The following is an 18,607-nucleotide window of genomic DNA, read 5'->3' as shown; positions in this document are numbered from 1 at the left end:
ACAGATCATGTCCCGATATACTCAATCGCTATATTTTTGCCTGTGAAAGGCGGTATCAGGCCCGTTCAATGAACATACTGTCACCGTAACTGAAAAACCGGTACTCGGCCGCAATAGCCTGCTGATAGGCATTCATCACGTTGTCACGCCCGGCAAATGCACTGATGAGCATCATCAGGGTGGACTCGGGCAGGTGAAAGTTGGTGAACATGGCATCGATGACTTCAAATTCAAAACCCGGGTAGATAAAGATTTCGGTGTCAGCAAAAAATGGTGCAATCAACTCGGCCTCGCCCGCCGCTTTGGCGGCCGACTCAATTGAACGTACCGAGGTAGTACCCACGGCAATAACCCGCTTACCCGCGGCTTTCGTGCGTTTAATGGCCTCCACCACGGTTTCATCAACTTCGGCGTATTCGGCGTGCATCTTATGTTCAAGAATATTATCGACCCGCACGGGCTGGAAGGTACCGGCGCCCACATGCAGGGTTACAAAGCCTAGCTCAATACCCTTGTCGCGCAGGGTTTGCAGTAATTCATCATCAAAATGCAGGCCGGCAGTGGGCGCGGCCACGGCGCCGGGTTTCTGGTTATAAACGGTTTGGTAACGTTCTTTATCACTGTTTTCATCGGGCCGGTCGATATACGGCGGCAATGGCATGTGGCCGTGCGCTTCTAATAAATTCAGTACACTGTCGTCATTATTAAAGCGAAGGTGAAACAACGCCTCCTGCCGGCCCAGCACCGTGACCTGAATATGCTCTTCCAGAGTCAGCTGCGCACCGGGTTTTGGCGCTTTGCTGGCGCGCACATGAGCCAGCACCGTGTCATCGGGCAAAATACGCTCAACCAGCACCTCAACCTGACCGCCGGTAGCCTTGTTGCCTTTCAGGCGGGCGGGGATGACCCGGGTATTATTGAAAATTAATAAATCGCCCGGCTCTACCAGCTCCAGCATGTCCGCAAACATACGGTGCGTAACCTGACCGGTTTTACCTTCAAGATGCATCAGCCGACTGGCGCTGCGCTGCTCTGTGGGATACTTGGCTATCAGTTTTTCGGGTAAAGAAAAATTAAAATCACTTAGTTTCATTTACGGTACCAGCACCTAACCTGTTGATGGAAAAAGAACTCCTGCAGCGGCAGGTATAACCCTTAATACGTTTATATTTTGTTCAATACGGCGAATAAATATACTTCTCTACTTAATCAGTTAAGATAATTGGTAAATAGAGATGACGTTCTCCGACCGAATTCTATTTTCGGAGCCCGGCATGCTGACCGGGCTCTTTTTTGCCCCGCGTTTGCCGACCTGGCCAGGCTATCATTTTCACTGAACTAACCTGTGTCATCACCGCTATTGTATTCGGCCGCCTAGTTTACCCGTCTTGGTCTTCAAGATCAGCGAGGATTTCCTGTAAATCTGACATAGTCAGCGCACGCACATTTAACACCATAAGTATTTGCAACAGCAAATCTGCCCCATTATACCCTTGTTCACTTTATTGCGCAGGTTGTCGGCACTTTGTGCTATGCCTATCTGGGCCAGGCGCTCGCTAAGCTGCTGGTATTTCATACCACGTACGCTCATTTGCGCTTTTAGCAGGCGTTGTACTAATAAACGCCAGTTTTTCTGTGTAGTCACATAATCACCATTTGTGAGTTATCGTTTACAAAAACACACTTATTTACACATTAGAACATTATTTATTATTGACCATTCAGCTATAGTCTGTCTACACTGAGCGTGTGAATGTTGGCGGTCAACACAATTGTGGGTAAAGTGGCTGTCACGCATTTCGCATCAACATTAAAGGAGAAACCCTATGAGCTGGGATCTGGCACAGCTTGAAGCTTTGTTAAAAGAACACGACGATTATGTAGTGACCAAAGAGGAAGGCTGTTTACTGATAGCCAATCAGGATGGCATCGATGCATGGCTGGCCATTTCGGGCGAGCAAATTCTGGTAGAAAGTTTGTTGTTTTCGGCCAGTCAGGTCAATGACAAAGCAGCACTGGATCATGAAATCCTTTCCACCCATATGGTTTTCCCGCTCACTACCGTGGGCATCTCCACCATCAACGGTGAAGAATACTACACCGCCTTTGGGGCCCTGAGTGCCCAGTCAAAGGCTGAAAGTGTGGTGATAGAAGTTGAGACACTGTTTCAAAATGTCGCATCCTTTTTAGATGCCTACGAAACGCATCTTCACTAACGATTACAGTTACAGGAGCAGCATATGTCTGTTTGGAAAAAACTTATTACCGCAGTAAAAGGCGGTGCCACCGAAGCGGCGCAAAATGTTGCCGATAGTCAGGCGATTCGTATTCTGGAACAGGAAATCCGCGAAGCCAAAGAAGAGTTGCGTAAGTCCGATCATGCCCGCACGCAAATTCTGGCCAAGCGCAAATTGTCTCAGCAAAAAATAGACAGTTTTGATGCCTCAATTGCCGAATACGAAGCTCATGCCCGTAAAGCGGTCGACAACGACCGTCAGCTGGCCCTGGATTGTGCCCAGAAAGTATCTGAGTTGAAAGAAGAGCGCGCTCAGGAACAGTCCTATCTTGATCAGTTTCAACAATCTGAAAAGCAGCTTGCTGGCAATATTCAACAGGCAAAAGCTAACCTGCGTCGCCTGGAGCAACAGGTCGACATGGTGAAAGCCACTGAAAGCGTTCAAAAAGCCCAGGTGGCGGTGTCTTCACGGCACATGGGTGCAAATAGCAAAATGAAAACGGCGACGGAGTCATTATCGCGCATTCAGGACAAGCAAAAGCTACGCAATGCTGAGCTTGAAGCAGCCGAAGAGCTGGCCGGTGAAGAGTCCTCTTCAGACCTGGAAAAGCGTCTGGCTAGTGCCGGTATCAAAGGTGGCACCACCTCTGCTGATGACGAGCTTAGCCGTATTCTGGGTAAGTAATTTGTGAGCAATACTACTAAGGGCGCCTGTTAGCGCCCTTTTTTTGTAAGTCTTTACAATAATTTAGTCTGATGGGGATGACATTATTGTGGGCTTAGGTAAAGTAAGCTTAACCGTTTTCACCCCGGAGCCGGTTTAGCCTGGCTGAAAGGAAAGCCCTCCATGTGTACAGAGACAAACGTGTTTTGAAAAATCAGGATACTACCCGGCCAGTAAGCTCCTGGATCTACATTCGTAAGCTTATGGTGAAATATTTCAGCGAGTCGCGTTGGTACACCATTTTGGTGATGACGCTGATTTACGGGCTTACCAGCTATGCGTTGTTGCTGGCAGCCGGCGAAACCGAGCTGACCGGACAGATTGAATTTGTGTATTGGCTGGCGGTCACCGCGTCAACCGTAGGCTATGGTGATTTGTCGCCGGTCACCAGTGCTGGCAAGGTGATTGTAGCCTTGTATGTGATCCCGGCGGGGTTAAGTATCTTTGCCATGGTTATTGGCCGGATCGCGGCCTGGGTGAGCGACCAATGGCAGAAAGGACTGACAGGAATGAAGAACTTGCAGGTACAAAAACATATTCTGGTCATCGGCTGGAATGAACAAAAAACCTTATTACTGCTCGATTTGTTATTGAAAGAACGTAAAGATCTGACGGACAAACCCGATATTGTCCTGTGTGTTAAAGCCGATATCACCAACCCCTGCCCGGCCAGATTGAGTTTGTGCATGTTGAGTCGTTTAACAAAGATGCTGATATGGATCGGGCGTGCGTGGCTGATGCCGGGGTTATTCTTATCGACAACCCACAGGACGATGTGACCCTGACGACGGCCCTGTACTGTACCAAGCGTAATCCGGATGCCCATCAGGTGGCCTATTTTACCGATGACTCACTGGTGAGTTTGTTGCAAACCCACTGCCCCAACGTAGAATGTACCCCGAGCGTGGCGGTAGAAATGCTGGCGAAGTCGGTTTTTGATCCTGGTTCAAGTATGTTGCACCACGATTTACTGAGTGTGGATGCCGGTCAGGCCCAATTTTCGGTTGCGTTGCCACCCGATTGTGGGGCGTTGACCGTGGGCCAGCTGTTTATTGGGCTAAAGCAGCATCACGATGCGATTTTAATTGGTTACGCGCCAGGCGGGGTGTATCAGAATATGGTCGTTAATCCCGACTTTGATGAACAGCTATCGCCCAACGATACGCTGTTTTATATTGCCAGTTCGCGAATCTACAATATTGACTGGGCCCGGCTGGCACAGTAAATTTTTTCACAGGAGCAACCCATGTTCAGTAAATGGTTTGGTAAAGACAAAACCCCGGACGCCCCTAAAGCGCCGGAAATTATGGGGCTTTATCTGGGAGGGTCGTTTGAACTGGCTGACCTTAAGCTTAAATTGCTCGAGCCTGAACTTACCATCCAAAACTGTGCCCGCTCGCAATTGATTCAGGCCGTAGGCCAGGCCAATCTGGACTCAGGTGGGACCATGTTACGGTTTTATACCGATGACGAGGCTTTTTTGCAGGTGGTCACCGATGGCGGACTGACCGAAAATCATATCACCGACGTAAAACTCTGGCATTTTTATGAAACCCAGACCATCGGCGATGACAAACAATGGCAGCATTGTCTGGATAACCTGATCTCCCAGCCCACTTATACATTAAATGGTCATACCTTTACCCGGGTATGGGATGCTGTGGGCGACACTTCGCCCCCGGTGGCCGTGAGTGAGACCACCTATGAGGAAGATGGCGATACCAGCACCACTGATCAGTTTATGATGCTGTATGAACGCGAACTGGATAACGACCGCTACGAATCTTTATTGGTGGTGGGGGAAGAAAAAATAATAGGGCAGAACAAAGATCGGTGTCTGGTGATCAGTACCGGTTTTGATGTACAGCCCACCGACTTAACAATCAACGGCTAGAGGAATATTGAATGGACACGATTATGGCATCACTGGCAGGGCTGGATAACTTTGCCCTGTATTTCGTGCTTTCGGTGGTATTTTTATTTGTTTTTAAATTTGTGTACGCCCTGGTTACGCCCCACGATGAATGGAAACTGGTAAAAGAAGATAAAAATGTGGCCGCCGCCATCGGTTTTGGCGGGGCTATTGTAGGTTTTGCGCTGGCGCTGTCGGGCGCCGCGGCAAACTCGCTGGGCGTAGTTGATTTTGCTATCTGGGGTATTGTTGCCATTGTCGCCCAGTCCTTAGCTTTTGCCCTGCTTCGGTTCACCTTTATGCCGCGCATTGCCGAGCGTATCGACAATAATGAAGTTTCTGCAGGCACCATGCTGGCCGCCATGTCGATTGCCGTAGGTCTGCTTAATGCGGCCTGCATGACCTACTAAGCAGGAAGGCAAGTATGACCTCATTAAAACGCACCAAACGAATTGACCTGTCGCAAATGCGCAAAGGCTTTGCGGTAAAACCGCTGGCGCTGGGCGTAGCCAGTGTCTTTTTAAGCGCCTGCGCCGACGATCGTCAACCGGCCAAAGTGTACACCTCGGTAGATGACTGTAATCAGGACTATCCTGACGCCCGTCAACAGTGTCAGGCCGCTTATCAGCAGGCCGTTGAAGAAGCGGCGCGCACCAGCCCGAAGTTTTCTACTGAAAATGACTGCGAGTACGAATTTGGCCCGAACCAGTGCCGTCAGGTTGCTAATGATTCGGGTTCATTTTTTATGCCCTTTATGGCTGGCTACATGGTAAGCCAGTTGCTGTCCCCCGTAGTTATTACTCACAACCATTGTTCACTTCGTACTCGCCCTATTCGTCGTTTCGTTCACGCTGGGTGACGGCGGACGGCCATGTGTTTGACGGCGATATCCGTAAGCGCAATTATCGTGTGAGCCCCAAACGCTTTAAACCCAAACCTACAGTAACCCGCACGATGAGCCGGGGAGGTTTTGGTAGTTCGGTCAGGGCAAAATCAAGTTGGGGCAGTAAATCCCGTTCCAGTGGCTGGGGTGGCTGATTGCTGCGGCACACGGTAGCCGAGCGGCCTGACTGGAAACAGCAGGCTGCTCAGTACGGCTTTCATTTTCACACGATGTACAACGAACCCTACTGGGACGAGTCGTTGTATTATCAGTTTTCTCTGGCGCAAATCGAAAACGATTTGGAAACCCCAACCGCCGAGCTGCATCAAATGTGTTTGGCGGTGGTTGATGAAGTCGTTAACAGCGAACAGCTGTTAACCCGCTTTCAGATTCCCCAGGACTGCTGGGACATGGTTCAGCAGTCCTGGCAACACCGTGATCCCTCGTTGTATTCGCGGCTTGATTTGGTTTATGACGGAAACGGTCCCGCCAAACTGCTGGAAAACAACGCCGACACCCCCACCTCTTTATATGAAACCGGATTCTGGCAATGGTTGTGGTTAGAACAACAGGTTGAGCGCGGGGTGCTCTTTCGCGGTGCTGATCAATTTAATTCGCTGCAGGAAAAACTGATTCATCGATTTGCCGATATCGCACGCTGGTACAACATAGGCCAAATGCACTTTGCCTGTTGTCAGGACACCGAGGAAGATCGGGGCACCGTGCAATATCTGCAGGATTGCGCCACCGCCGCGGGCCTGACCACCGACTTTGTGTTTATTGAAGATATAGGCCTGGCGGATACCCAGGTTTTCACCGACCTGAATAACGCACCTATAACCGACTGCTTTAAGCTCTATCCCTGGGAGTTTATGCTGCGTGAAGAATTTGCCGGGGCCTTGCCCCAGGCCGATGTTAACTGGCTTGAACCCATGTGGAAGTCGGTACTGTCAAACAAAGCGCTGCTGCCACAGCTTTGGAAAATGTTTCCGAATCACCCGAACCTGCTGCCCGCCTTTTTTGCCGATGATCGCCGTGCTTCGCTGCCAGGCAAATGGGTAAAAAAACCACTGTACTCCCGCGAGGGTGCGAACATCTCGTTACTGGAAGATAACCATGAACGCCCGCTGTCGGCGGGGCCATACGGTGAAGAAGGATTTATTTTACAGGCGTTTCATCCGCTTCCGTGTTTTTCCCGTAATTATACGCTTATAGGTAGCTGGCTGGTGGACAATCTGCCCGCCGGCATTTCTGTCAGAGAGGATTCCTCTTTGATTACACAAGATCTTTCGCGTTTTGTACCGCATATCATTTTATGACTCAATTGCCCAAACTTAAACAACAAGCCCGGTTTCTGGTTATCATCGGAGTGCTGCTGGTCGTGGTCGAAATTATCAATTTACTGACCATGCGTAGCTTAGGCTCACTGGGTATTATGCCGCGCTTTGTTCCCGGCTGGTGGCACATCTTTACTGCGCCCTTTGTACATGGCTCGCCCACGCACCTGATTACTAATCTGGTGCCGCTAATGCTGTTTATGTGGCTCACCCTACAATGGGGCAAGCGTACCTTCGGCTGGGTTACCCTTACGGTGTTTTTGCTATCGGGTTTGTGTGTCTGGCTATTCGGCCGTTCTGCTTTTCACGTGGGAGCCAGTGGCATTGTATACGGGTACTTTGGGTTTTTATTGCTGGCAGGATTTATGACCCGGCGCATCCCCTACATTATTATCTCAGTACTGGTTGCCATTCTGTACGGTGGCCTGTTAATTGGTATTTTGCCGGGCAAAGATTTTGTCTCTTATGAGTATCACTTGTTTGGTTTCATTTCAGGCTTACTGGCCGCCTGGAAATGGGGCGCCAACCAGACGAGCTAAGTTCTCTCACCCGCCGCTCACTGGTCTTCGTACTTAGCAAGTATACTTAGTTATGTGGCACGGGATGTGCGTAATAAAATGCACTGTTATAATAAGTCTATGGGCTGTCGCTGGCAGCGCATTGTTTTTTTCTAAAAATGCTTTTAATACAAGTTAAGTGAAGTAGTCATGGCCTCGGCAGAGCAAACAAAACAAAAACAGAATCAGGGCTTTTTTGGCAATTTAGCCTTTAATATCATCATTCCAGTGGTAGTAATGAGTTATGGCAGTGCGCCGGAATACCTCGGGCCGGCCTGGAGTATCGTTGCCGCCCTGGCATTTCCTATTGGCTATGGTCTTTGGGATCTAAAACAGTCCGGAAAAATAAATGGTTTTTCGGTATTAGGTATTGTGAGCGTGTTGCTTACCGGTGGTATCAGCCTTTTAAAGCTGCCAGCTGAATACATTGCGATCAAAGAAGCCGCGATACCCGCGTTAATCGGGCTGGCGGTGCTGGCTACGCAATACACCAAAAAGCCATTGGTTCGCATGCTGATTCTCAATGATAATATTATCAACTGGCCGGCATTAAATAACGCCCTGGACAAGAAAAATAAACAGTCTGAATTTCGCCGTAAGGTGGCAAACAGTTCCTACATTGTGGCGACGTCGTTTTTTGTCTCTTCCGCGCTTAACTATATTCTGGCCAAAATGATTTTGGTCAGTGAGCCCGGCACCACCGCCTATACCGAGGAGCTGGGCCGCATGACCGCACTTAGTTATCCAGTCATTGTTATCCCCAGCACCATTTTGCTGATCACCGCGTTGTGGTATTTGTTCAGCCAGATTTCTAAGATTACCGGCGAAGATCTTGATACCTTTTTGAACAACTAACTTCATCGCAACGATAACAAAAAGGCCGGTCTTTGACCGGCCTTTTTTGTGAGTATGCGCTAGTAGCTGGTGTTCAGCTTATAAGCAGCGCCAATCCTCTTTGAAGTCGCAGGGACGTTCAGCATTTTCATCTTCAGGCTGAGTTACCGGCGCTGGCGGTGCTCCTTTAGCTGCGGCGGTGCCATCTACAAACTGCTTAAGTTTTTTTGCAATATCAGTATTATCCAGCTGCCCGGCAAAAGCCTGGCTACCCGCGCCAAAGGCAAAAACTTCAACATCAACGCCGGTGTGACCAGTGGAGGTCCAGCCAGTGTTTGTTTTCATATCCAAAAACTGTTTGAGTCCGGCTTCACGTGCTTTGACGTCTTTGTTCGCGATGACTTTTTCTAAAAATTTATTATCATTTTCATCAAAGGCAAAGCCCAGTTGCTGACTGATATAGGCCAGCGGTTGGTCCACATCCACCAGGTTAAGGGCAATGCGTTCTGCCGACGATTTCATCGAGCGCAGGTATTCGGGAGACCACACATAATCGCCATTCGCACCAATACTAAAACCACCCGTACTGTGATCTGCGGTTAATACCACCAGGGTATCGGGGTGCTCGCTTACATACTGCTTCAACAACTCCATAGTGGCGGCCAGGTCGTGCATCTCTGCCATCGCCGAGCCAATATCATTGGAGTGCCCCGCCCAGTCAACCTGGCTGGCTTCCACCAGCAAGAAATAGCCGTGCTCATTTTCAAGATGCTTAATGGCATGTTCGGTCAGATAAGCCAGTCGTGTTGCCCTGACATCATCCAGTGCAGGAGGTAACCCTTTAGGCGCAAATAATCCTAGAACATTGGAGCCAGTGGGTAAAGTGGCCAGTTTATTGTAGGTATCAACATACTCATAGTCAGCATCAATAAACTCAGCAACCAAATCACGGTCTTCGCGCTCAAAATACTGAACTCCGCCACCTAACATCACATCAGCAACAAGTTTACCGTCCAGTCTTTCATCAAAATAGCTGTTGGCAATCTCATTATAATTATGCCGACTCTCATTATGGGCTACATAAGAAGCTGGGGTGGCGTGGTTAATTTGCGAGGTAACCGCTAAGCCGGTGCGCAGGCCCCGAATTTTAGCCCGATGCATCACCGACTCGACTGGCAGTTTGTTTACATCTACCCCGATAGCGCCATTGTAAGATTTTACTCCCGTAGCCAGGGCCGTGGCTGCGGCCGCCGAGTCGGTCACAAAACCCGATACCGACGCGGGATAGGTAGAAGCATTACCAACCAGAATATTGTCGAACACTACCCGTTCTACCTGCGGCGTAGCCGGGTCATCAGCGAAATTACGATACGCTGTAGTATAAGCGGGGCCCATACCATCAGCCACCACCATAATAATATTTTTAGGGGCCTGGGGCGCGGTGAGCTTTGCATCGTTGCTTGTTTGATTAGAGCCTGATTGGGCACAACCTTGCAAAGCCGCTATCCCAACCATTGAAATAAAGGTGAGTTTTCGTAACATGAAGACATCCGTGAATAATAATCGACATTAGTGTAATGCACCCGGACCGTCAGCACCAACCAAATTAGATAAGCAGTTATAAAACAACGGCTAAATAATTGGCCCCCCGAAGGCGTTAGGTTTTGCGCTCTGAAAGGGCGAAAAAACGCCGGAGTCGTTCAACACGCCGCAAGATCAGCCATTCTGTTACTAACAAGCTTAGTATCGAAAAAAGCACCATGGGCAACAACAATGTCAGGCCAGTCACCAGCGCTACTATCCTCTTGTCATAAAAACGGGATTTTGGTGCGCCCAGCTGGCGGCCCGGTTTGCGTTTATACCACATCACAAACCCTGAAATACTCAGTAACATCAGGCCCAGCGCCGCAAGCAATCCCAGTAACTGATTGGCTAATCCGGATAGCTGGCCTTCGTGGGCCGCGATACCGGTCAGAATCACTTTATCCAGCGCAGGGTTGTCGGCAAATTCGCTGCGTTTGAGGACCGCGGCATTGGCGTCCACCCACACCGAGGCGCGTGCCGGTAAATTCGGGTCCATCGAACTGATTCGCCAGGCCCCGGGTTGCAAGGTTGACGGGCTCAATGCCACCGGTGGCGATAACGCCGCATCTACTGCTACCCGATAAATTGCCGGGCTCAGGTTCAGCTCGGGCTCTGACTTTGTGTTTTTTGCAGGCGCGGTCTTAGTATCGGGGGCGGTGGACCAATCCTGCTCCACCTGCATTTGGGCAAAATAACTTCGCGCCGCCTGAAACCCACTGCCCCATACGGTTGTCCACGGCAGGCCGGATACCAGTAAAAATAACGCCAGTATTGAAATCCACATGCCCGTGACCCGGTGAATATCCAGCCAGAACCGGCGTCCACCGGCCCCAGCCGGGGGTACCATACACCCGCGGCGCCCTGTCCCGACCGCGGCCACCATAAATACAGACCAGTCACAATCAGAATAATGCTCCAACTGGCGGCCAGCTCAATGACCAGTGACCCCTTATCTGCTAAATGCAGCTGACCATGCAGGGTTTTCATCCATTCGGCCAGCGTCTGACTCACCTGCCGGGTGCCAACGATATTGCCGGAATAAGGATTCACATACACATACCAGGCGTGTTGACTGGCTTGTACAGTAATTCGAACCGCTTCGGTGTTGTATTGCGGTAGCCGGTAGCGCACCAGGCGGCTGTCTGGCCAGACCGCCAAGGCACGGTTAATTTGCTGGTTGGCAGAAAGACGGGGCCCGGCTGGCACCGAGTCTGAATGAAACGAACTTTCGGCCAGGCCCTCAAGCTGTGGCTTGAACAAATAAACGGCCCCGGAAACAGCCAGAATTAATACCAATGGGATACAGAAAAGTCCGGCGTAAAAGTGTCAGCGCCATACAGTGGCATAGTAACCACGGGCAGAAATAGACATAAAAAGGCTCTGTGAAAATAGAAACGAAAAAATGTCACTGATGACAACCAGCCAGGCAGATTATTTTACCGGTACGCATGCAGCAGTGCGAGCATTATCCGTCAACGGCGCGTCGTTCGCAGCGCTTACAGCCCTTCCGGGTTTTCCCGCTGTACCTAAAGGCTCGTGTAAGCTCTCTGTATAAGGTCTATTACAAGGGCTCTGACTTCCTATACAAGAATATTTACCTCGGCAGAGGGCATGAGCATGGCGCAGGAATAACAGATATAGACTCAGCCTAAATAGCACCTCCATTCACGAAATATATGAAGAGTATGCGATTTATATATTTTTTTTATCCCAATTCTGGCGCTACAGTTAAATGGACCTTACGAACTAAGCTGTCGGGTAACCCCTCCAGCGACTATATAACAAGACATAGGGAGCACAACATGTCTCAGTTTCAGCAAGATATTGATGCAATCGCTACGCTAAAATCCACCCATAAAGGCACGTGGGAAGGCATTAACCCTGATTTTGCAGCACGCATGAAAGCTCAGAATCGTTTCAAAACCGGACTTGATATTGCTCGCTACACCGCCGCCATCATGCGTAAAGATATGGCGGAATATGACGCTGACCCGGCTCAGTACACCCAGTCATTAGGCTGCTGGCATGGTTTTGTAGGACAACAGAAAATGCTGGCGGTTAAAAAGCATCAGGGTACCACCAGCAAGAGCTATCTGTATCTTTCAGGTTGGATGGTAGCGGCCTTGCGCTCTGAGTTCGGCCCCCTGCCCGACCAGTCCATGCACGAAAAAACATCGGTCGCGAGTCTGATTGAAGAACTGTATACCTTTTTACGTCAGGCCGATGCCCAGGAGCTGGGCAAGTTGTTCAAACAGCTTGATGAGGCCCGGGCCCAAGGGCAGGACACCACGGCGATTGAGCAGCAAATTGACAACTTTGAAACTCACGTGGTTCCGATTATTGCCGATATCGATGCCGGATTTGGCAACGAAGAAGCCACCTATTTGCTGGCCAAAAAAATGATCGAAGCCGGGGCCTGTTGTATTCAGATAGAGAACCAGGTGTCTGATGCCAAACAATGTGGCCACCAGGACGGTAAAGTTACAGTGCCCCACGAAGACTTTCTGGCAAAAATCAACGCCGTGCGTTATGCCTTTTTAGAGCTGGGTGTAGATGATGGGGTGATTGTCGCACGTACCGATTCACTGGGTGCAGGGCTGACCCAAAAGATCCCCGTATCGACTCAGCCTGGCGATCTGGCCGCAAAATACAATGCGTTTTTAGATACGCAGGAAGTTACCAGCATCGACGAGTTAGAAGAAGGTGACCTGACCCTTAAGCAAAACAATAAGCTGGTTAAGCCGGTGCGTCTGCCTAATGGCCTGTTTCGCTTTAAAGCCGATACCGGGGTGGACCGGGTGGTGCTTGACTGTATTACCTCACTGCAGCATGGCGCCGATTTGCTATGGATAGAAACTGAAAAACCCCATGTCGGGCAAATAGCCGAAATGGTGAATGCCATTCGTGAAGTGGTTCCCGATGCAAAGCTGGTCTACAACAACTCACCATCGTTTAACTGGACGCTGAACTTCCGCCAGCAGGTATTTGATGCATGGCAGCAGCAAGGCCAGGATGTCAGTCACTACGACCGGGCAAAATTAATGTCAGCGCAATACGACGAAACCGAGCTGGCATTGGAAGCGGACCAGAGAATTCAGAGCTTCCAGCAGGATGCAGCTCGTGAAGCCGGAATCTTTCACCATTTGATTACGCTGCCGACTTATCACACCACGGCGTTGTCCACAGACAATCTGGCCAAAGGCTATTTTGGTGAAGAGGGTATGCTGGCTTACGTAAAAGGTGTTCAGCGCAAAGAAATCCGTGAAGGTCTGGCCTGTGTTAAACATCAGGCGATGGCCGGCTCAGATTTAGGTGACACCCACAAAGAGTATTTCTCAGGCGAGGCGGCACTCAAAGCATCAGGTGATGACAACACCATGAACCAGTTTGATGTCTGATTGACTCTTGTGATACCTCCACATTACGCCAACTCATAACAAGGCCCCGTTAAGGGGCTTTGTTATTGGGTAGGTCAGCCCAGCGCCTGCGCCAGATTGCGAAGTAATTTTTCCATATGTTACAAGCACAAACACTTCTGACACAGACTCGTATTGTATTTATACTGCTGTTATCCCATCACCCCGAACAAGATGTTGTTACTATGAATATAGCCAAAGTCGATTTAAATTTGCTGGTGTATCTGGATGTATTGCTACGCGAAGGAAGCGTAACCCGGGCAGCCAATCAGCTGAGCATTACTCAGCCAGCAATGAGCAACGGTTTGAAACGACTTCGCGATTTATTTAAAGATCCGTTGCTGGTGCGCACCAGTGATGGCATGACTCCCACCAAACGGGCGTTAGAGCTGCAGCCGGTGATTCGTGATGTACTTAGCCGGCTGGAAAGCTCAATTCAGCCAGAGACGGATTTTGACCCCGCCTCCAGTCGCCGTACCTTTCGAATTATGACCAGTGATTATGCAGAAAGCACACTGCTGTTAGGCTTGTTAAGCGAACTGGCGGTACAGGCGCCCAATATCACCCTGGATCTTATCACCCCCAGTGATGTGACCTTTCACGATGTTGAACAGGGCAAGGTGGACATGGCCATCAATCGGTTTGAAGAGTTGCCGCTGTCTTTTCATCAAAAGGTCATCTGGTACGACACCTTTAGCTGTGTGCTGAGCGCGGATCATCCTTTAGCCACCAACTGGGACTTAGCCGGCTATCTGGAGTCGCGCCATATCTGGGTGAGTAAAACCGGTTTTGGCGTGGGCGTCGGTATTGACCCCAATGAGGTGCAAAAGCTTGGCTGGGTAGATGCCGAACTCACCAAGTTAGGAAAGCAGCGGGATATCCGGGTATTTACCCGGCATTACCATGCAGCTCTGCAGATGGCTAAAACCCAAAATCTTATCGCGACGTTACCCACCAAAGCCGCGCGTTTGTTCAATGAGGATCCTCAGGTGGTCCTGAAAGCCCCCCTTTTGACATTCCGCCGATTGCGTTGAAGATGGCCTGGAGCGCATTGCTACATCATGATGCAGGACATATCTGGTTGCGCAGGCTAATCAGTGAAGTAGCAGAACAAATGAACCAGCAAGACCCATTCACAGGATAAATGACAAACATAGCAGCCATAAATTAATAAAACATTAAATTAGGCTCTACACTGAAACAAATAGGCTGATTTTATCGCCTTGGAAAACAAAGATGTGGAGAGAGTTATGCAAAACTATATTGCCCAGGGACGTCTTAATATTGCCTCGGTGCTACATGATTTTATTAATAAGCAGGTGCTGCCAGGCACCCATCTTGATGCTGAACAGTTCTGGTCTGCGTTTGAAGCCATGCTGGTTAAACTGACTCCGCAGAATCAATCGTTGCTCCACACCCGAGAAGAATTACAGCAGCGTCTTGATACCTGGTATCGGCAGGAAGGCGCAAGTTCGGCAGATCCTGCCCGCCATCAGGCATTCTTAGAAGATATCGGCTATCTGGTTCCCGCCCCGATGACGTCAGCATAACGACGGACAAAGTCGATGAAGAAATTGCCAGAAAAGCGGGCCCGCAACTGGTGGTGCCTATTAATAATGCCCGTTACGCCTTAAATGCCGTGAATGCCCGCTGGGGTAGTCTGTATGACGCCTGCTACGGCACCGATGTCATTGACACGGACGGCGACCTGGCACCTGGCAAGAACTATAACCCTCAGCGCGGCCAGGCGGTGATTGGAAAAACCAAACGCTGGCTGAACGATACCCTGCCTTTAGTCTCAGGCTCTCACGCTGATGTTTGTGCTTACACCGTGAATGCCGGGCAGTTACAGGTTGAGCTTCGTGAAAATCGCACCACCACATTGCAGGCGCCTGCGGCTTTTAAAGGGTATCAGGGGTCAGCTGACGCGCCCACAGCAGTGCTACTCGAACATCATGGGCTACATGTTGAGCTGCAGATTGACCGTGAAGCGCCTATAGGCAAAGCTGATCGGGCCGGCCTTAACGACATCCTGGTTGAATCAGCGCTGACCACAATCATGGATTGTGAAGACTCGGTGGCCGCGGTGGATGCACAGGACAAAACCCTGGTGTATCAAAACTGGCTGGGACTAATGCGCGGTGATTTACGTGTGGAGGTTAAAAAACAGGGTAAGACCCATATCCGCCGCATGAATCCCGACCGTGAGTATAAGAGCGCCGCCACAGATTCGGCAATAACCATCCCAGGCCGCAGCCTGATGTTTATCAGAAATGTGGGTCACCTGATGCAAAACGATGCCATGTTGCTGGACAACAAACCGGTTTATGAAGGTTTAATGGATGCAATGATCACCGCCACCATCGCCCTGCATGACATCTACAGCACCCGACCCCAACGTAATTCCCGCCATGGCAGTGTGTATATTGTCAAACCCAAAATGCACGGGCCTGACGAGGTCGCGTTCACGAATACCCTATTTAGTGAGGTGGAGCGTGCCATCGGCTTACCGGCTGATACTTTAAAAATGGGCATTATGGATGAAGAACGACGCACCAGCCTGAACCTGAAAGCCTGTATTGCTGAGGCTTCCAGCCGTGTTGTATTTATTAATACTGGTTTTTTAGATCGTACCGGGGATGAAATTCATACCTCCATGTACGCTGGGCCTTTTGCGCCTAAAGGGGAACTAAAAAATCGCCCCTGGATCGCCGCTTATGAAAAAGCCAATGTTGCTACCGGGCTTGCGTGCGGGCTTTCCGGAAAAGCCCAGATAGGTAAAGGCATGTGGCCAGTACCCGATAATATGCAGGCGATGATGCAAACCAAAATTGCCCATCTGCAGGCAGGCGCCAATACCGCGTGGGTCCCCTCACCAACAGCGGCGACGCTACATGCTTTGCATTATCATCAGGTGGACGTGCTGGCATTACACCCTGCCCTACGCCAACATCATCAGAATTATTTACCTGATATGCTCACCCTGCCTTTATTAAAGCCTGGAGAAACGCTTTCTGAGCCGGAAGTGCAGCGGGAGCTGGACAATAATGTGCAGGGTATTCTGGGTTATGTGGTGCGGTGGGTGCATCAGGGCATTGGCTGCTCGAAAGTACCGGATATTGATAATACCGGGCTGATGGAAGATCGCGCGACACTGCGTATCTCTTCTCAGCATATTGCTAACTGGCTGGTACACAAGGTGGTGAGCCCGCAACAGGTTGAGCAAAGCTTACAACGCATGGCCGAACTTGTGGATGAACAGAATAAAGATGACCCGCAGTACATTCCTATGACCACCGACGATGGGGTTACCTTAGGATACGACACTGCCCGGGATCTCATATTTGAAGGCACAACCCAGCCCAGCGGGTACACCGAACCGTTACTTCATGCCCGGCGCCGGCAAATGAAGCAGGAGCTGCAACAACACCCCCGGTAAACCAGCAATAGCTGCTGATTAACACAAGGCTGATGATTTTTACTCAGCCTTTTTTAGGTGTTTGTCTGAAAACCTATTAAATGCTCACAAATAACATCTCGATACTCATTTGGACCCTGGCTGGCTGTAAACAGCATCTTTTATTATAGTATCAACACCCTGCGTACCACATCACTTCGACACTGGTATGAATATGAATACGTATAATAGCCTATAGTGTAATGAAGTCTGCTTGGAATTTGAGCATACTGGGTCCAGACTTAAATACGTACCTGCTGGGTACGGCAAAAGTCTGAGAGGTGCCATGCAAGGAATGCATGGGTGTGGTAGAAATCAACTTCAGTAGCTGTGGTTATGACTAATAAAAAAACAATGATGAGTAACCTTACCCGGCGGGTAAGCAAATCTAAGCTGGGTAAGCTATTTAAAGGTTATCAGCAACTGCGAGAAGCACACTATATTTCGTCACACTTCAGTACTTATTTAACTCCCGAACTGGCCAGCTCACATGAACTACGTGATGAAGTTTTCAGAATTCGTCACAAAGTATATTGTGAGGAGCTCAAATTTGAGCCAATAGCTGCTGATGGTCTCGAAATTGATGAGTTTGATCAGTTTTCCCGTCACTGCTTAATTCGCCATCTGAATAGCAACGAATTAGCCGGCACCGTCAGAATTGTTCGCCCGTTGCAGGACCACGAGCAACTCCCAATAGAAAAGTATTGTCTTAATTCTATTACCCGGCAGGATCTGAACCCGCGCAATTTTGACCGCAAGGAAATCTGCGAAATTTCACGCTTAGCCGTCCCCGCCCAGTTTCGGCGCCGACAAATGGATAGGTTTGCAGGTGCGGCCACCGGTGTGATTAACCAGCAAGCGTATTCCGAAACCGAGTTACGCTGCTTTCCATTTATCGCCATAGGCTTATATTTTGCTGCCGCGGCGACGGCCATTGAGGCCAATATATCGCATGCTTTTGTGATGATGGAACCCAGGCTGGCGCGCAGTATGAGCTTTGTAGGCATTAAGTTTGAGCAAATAGGCCCGGTGGTGGATTATCATGGCAAGCGCGCGCCATATTATATCAATCGCGAATTGCTAATCAGCAGTATGAAGCCGGGCTTTGCCGTTATGCTGGATGCCATAAGAGACAACATTCGCGACCAGCTGCCCGCCACCGAAGCATTCTATGAGCGGGAATTGAAGCATCTGTGTGAGCCTTTAAAGCAGGTGGCGCCTTAGCGCCACATTACCGCTACCCTATATATTTCCCCACAGCAATCCTGTCAAAAACTGACAAAACAGAACGATGCTGCTTTTAACCTGTTCGAATGCAGCCTACCTCCCGAGATGCCTACCCGGGTTTACCACCCGCCTTGTTAAAACCGCTTTATGTGCGCTGAGAAAACCCTCGCGGGTTGCCTACAAAGGCTATCCTGCCGATAGCAGTAATGAGCGCTTGATGGTTAACAAGCCAGTGGGGCCCACAGGTGCAGAAAATGCCTCCTGATGTAGGAGTCTCCAAAAAGATGTCGACACTAACAGCCTGGTATCACGTTCGGTGATGGGACCCGCTTCTTTTAAAGCTTTTTAATTCACTGCAATTTACTGTGAGCTGGACCCGGAAGTAGCCACCCCAAGGTTGGCATTCTCACAAAACAAGGGCGCATAAAAAAACGCACCGA

Annotated in this window: 12 protein-coding genes and 6 pseudogenes; 13 read left to right on the top strand and 5 right to left on the bottom strand. The window is 49.8% G+C overall.

Features of this window, described 5'->3' with window-relative positions:
* Positions 1–55: 55 nt before the first annotated feature.
* Together queA and IT774_RS04475 are read right to left on the bottom strand one after the other, a co-directional pair.
* Positions 56–1,093, bottom strand: a complete 1,038-nt coding sequence (gene queA, locus IT774_RS04480) for a tRNA preQ1(34) S-adenosylmethionine ribosyltransferase-isomerase QueA (protein ID WP_195811522.1) — start codon at positions 1,091–1,093, stop codon at positions 56–58.
* A gap of 286 nt (positions 1,094–1,379) precedes the next feature.
* Positions 1,380–1,591: pseudogene (locus IT774_RS04475) on the bottom strand (DUF6471 domain-containing protein).
* 235 nt (positions 1,592–1,826) lie between these two features.
* Here IT774_RS04475 and IT774_RS04470 point away from each other — a divergent pair.
* The 9 genes and pseudogenes from IT774_RS04470 (at position 1,827) to IT774_RS04430 (ending at position 8,504) form a co-directional block, all read left to right on the top strand.
* Positions 1,827–2,216 (top strand): DUF2170 family protein, encoded by a 390-nt coding sequence (locus tag IT774_RS04470; RefSeq protein ID WP_195811521.1) that lies wholly within the window; start codon positions 1,827–1,829, stop codon positions 2,214–2,216.
* Between the two features lie 24 nt (positions 2,217–2,240).
* Entirely contained in the window at positions 2,241–2,921 is a 681-nt protein-coding gene (locus IT774_RS04465) for a PspA/IM30 family protein (protein ID WP_195811520.1), read from the top strand.
* 242 nt (positions 2,922–3,163) lie between these two features.
* A pseudogene (locus IT774_RS04460) lies at positions 3,164–4,185 on the top strand (potassium channel family protein).
* Between the two features lie 21 nt (positions 4,186–4,206).
* Complete coding sequence (locus IT774_RS04455; protein WP_195811519.1) at positions 4,207–4,854, top strand: YjfK family protein; 648 nt, start codon at positions 4,207–4,209, stop codon at positions 4,852–4,854.
* Positions 4,855–4,865: 11 nt separating this feature from the next.
* Positions 4,866–5,282 (top strand): DUF350 domain-containing protein, encoded by a 417-nt coding sequence (locus tag IT774_RS04450; RefSeq protein ID WP_195811518.1) that lies wholly within the window; start codon positions 4,866–4,868, stop codon positions 5,280–5,282.
* 14 nt (positions 5,283–5,296) lie between these two features.
* Positions 5,297–5,910, top strand: a pseudogene (locus IT774_RS04445) (DUF1190 family protein).
* On the top strand, positions 5,911–7,074 hold the full coding sequence (locus tag IT774_RS04440) for a glutathionylspermidine synthase family protein (protein ID WP_195811517.1): 1,164 nt from the start codon (positions 5,911–5,913) through the stop codon (positions 7,072–7,074).
* The gene (locus tag IT774_RS04435; protein ID WP_195811516.1) at positions 7,071–7,631 is read left to right on the top strand and encodes a rhomboid family intramembrane serine protease; all 561 of its coding nucleotides are present in this window, start codon (positions 7,071–7,073) and stop codon (positions 7,629–7,631) included. The genes IT774_RS04440 and IT774_RS04435 overlap by 4 nt, the downstream gene beginning before the upstream one ends.
* Positions 7,632–7,799: 168 nt before the next feature.
* Complete coding sequence (locus IT774_RS04430; protein ID WP_195811515.1) at positions 7,800–8,504, top strand: VC0807 family protein; 705 nt, start codon at positions 7,800–7,802, stop codon at positions 8,502–8,504.
* Between the two features lie 78 nt (positions 8,505–8,582).
* Here IT774_RS04430 and IT774_RS04425 read toward each other — a convergent pair whose 3' ends face one another.
* The 3 genes and pseudogenes from IT774_RS04425 to IT774_RS17985 form a co-directional block, all read right to left on the bottom strand.
* Positions 8,583–10,025 (bottom strand): alkaline phosphatase, encoded by a 1,443-nt coding sequence (locus tag IT774_RS04425; RefSeq protein ID WP_195811514.1) that lies wholly within the window; start codon positions 10,023–10,025, stop codon positions 8,583–8,585.
* A 115-nt stretch (positions 10,026–10,140) separates the two neighbouring features.
* Positions 10,141–10,914 carry a PepSY domain-containing protein gene (locus tag IT774_RS04420; RefSeq protein WP_195811513.1) on the bottom strand — a complete coding sequence of 258 codons (774 nt, stop codon included), beginning with the start codon at positions 10,912–10,914 and terminating at the stop codon, positions 10,141–10,143.
* A 23-nt stretch (positions 10,915–10,937) separates the two neighbouring features.
* Positions 10,938–11,381: pseudogene (locus IT774_RS17985) on the bottom strand (PepSY-associated TM helix domain-containing protein); the annotation flags it as partial.
* 488 nt (positions 11,382–11,869) lie between these two features.
* On the opposite strand from IT774_RS17985, the gene IT774_RS04415 reads away from it, so the two are divergent.
* From IT774_RS04415 to IT774_RS04400, 4 genes and pseudogenes are all read left to right on the top strand, one after another.
* A complete protein-coding gene (locus IT774_RS04415) occupies positions 11,870–13,465 on the top strand; it encodes an isocitrate lyase (RefSeq protein WP_195811512.1) in 1,596 nt (531 codons plus the stop codon).
* Between the two features lie 203 nt (positions 13,466–13,668).
* Positions 13,669–14,627 (top strand): annotated as a pseudogene (locus tag IT774_RS04410) (LysR family transcriptional regulator).
* Positions 14,628–14,733: 106 nt separating this feature from the next.
* Positions 14,734–16,922, top strand: a pseudogene (locus tag IT774_RS04405) (malate synthase G).
* 354 nt (positions 16,923–17,276) lie between these two features.
* Complete coding sequence (locus IT774_RS04400) at positions 17,277–18,164, top strand: PEP-CTERM/exosortase system-associated acyltransferase (RefSeq protein WP_232365117.1); 888 nt, start codon at positions 17,277–17,279, stop codon at positions 18,162–18,164.
* The last annotated feature ends 443 nt before the right edge of the window (positions 18,165–18,607 follow it).

Source organism: Salinimonas marina, from assembly GCF_015644725.1.
Classification (GTDB): Bacteria; Pseudomonadota; Gammaproteobacteria; order Enterobacterales; family Alteromonadaceae; genus Alteromonas.
Note: the sequence above shows the minus strand (reverse complement) of the source record. Positions and strands in the feature narration are given on the sequence as shown.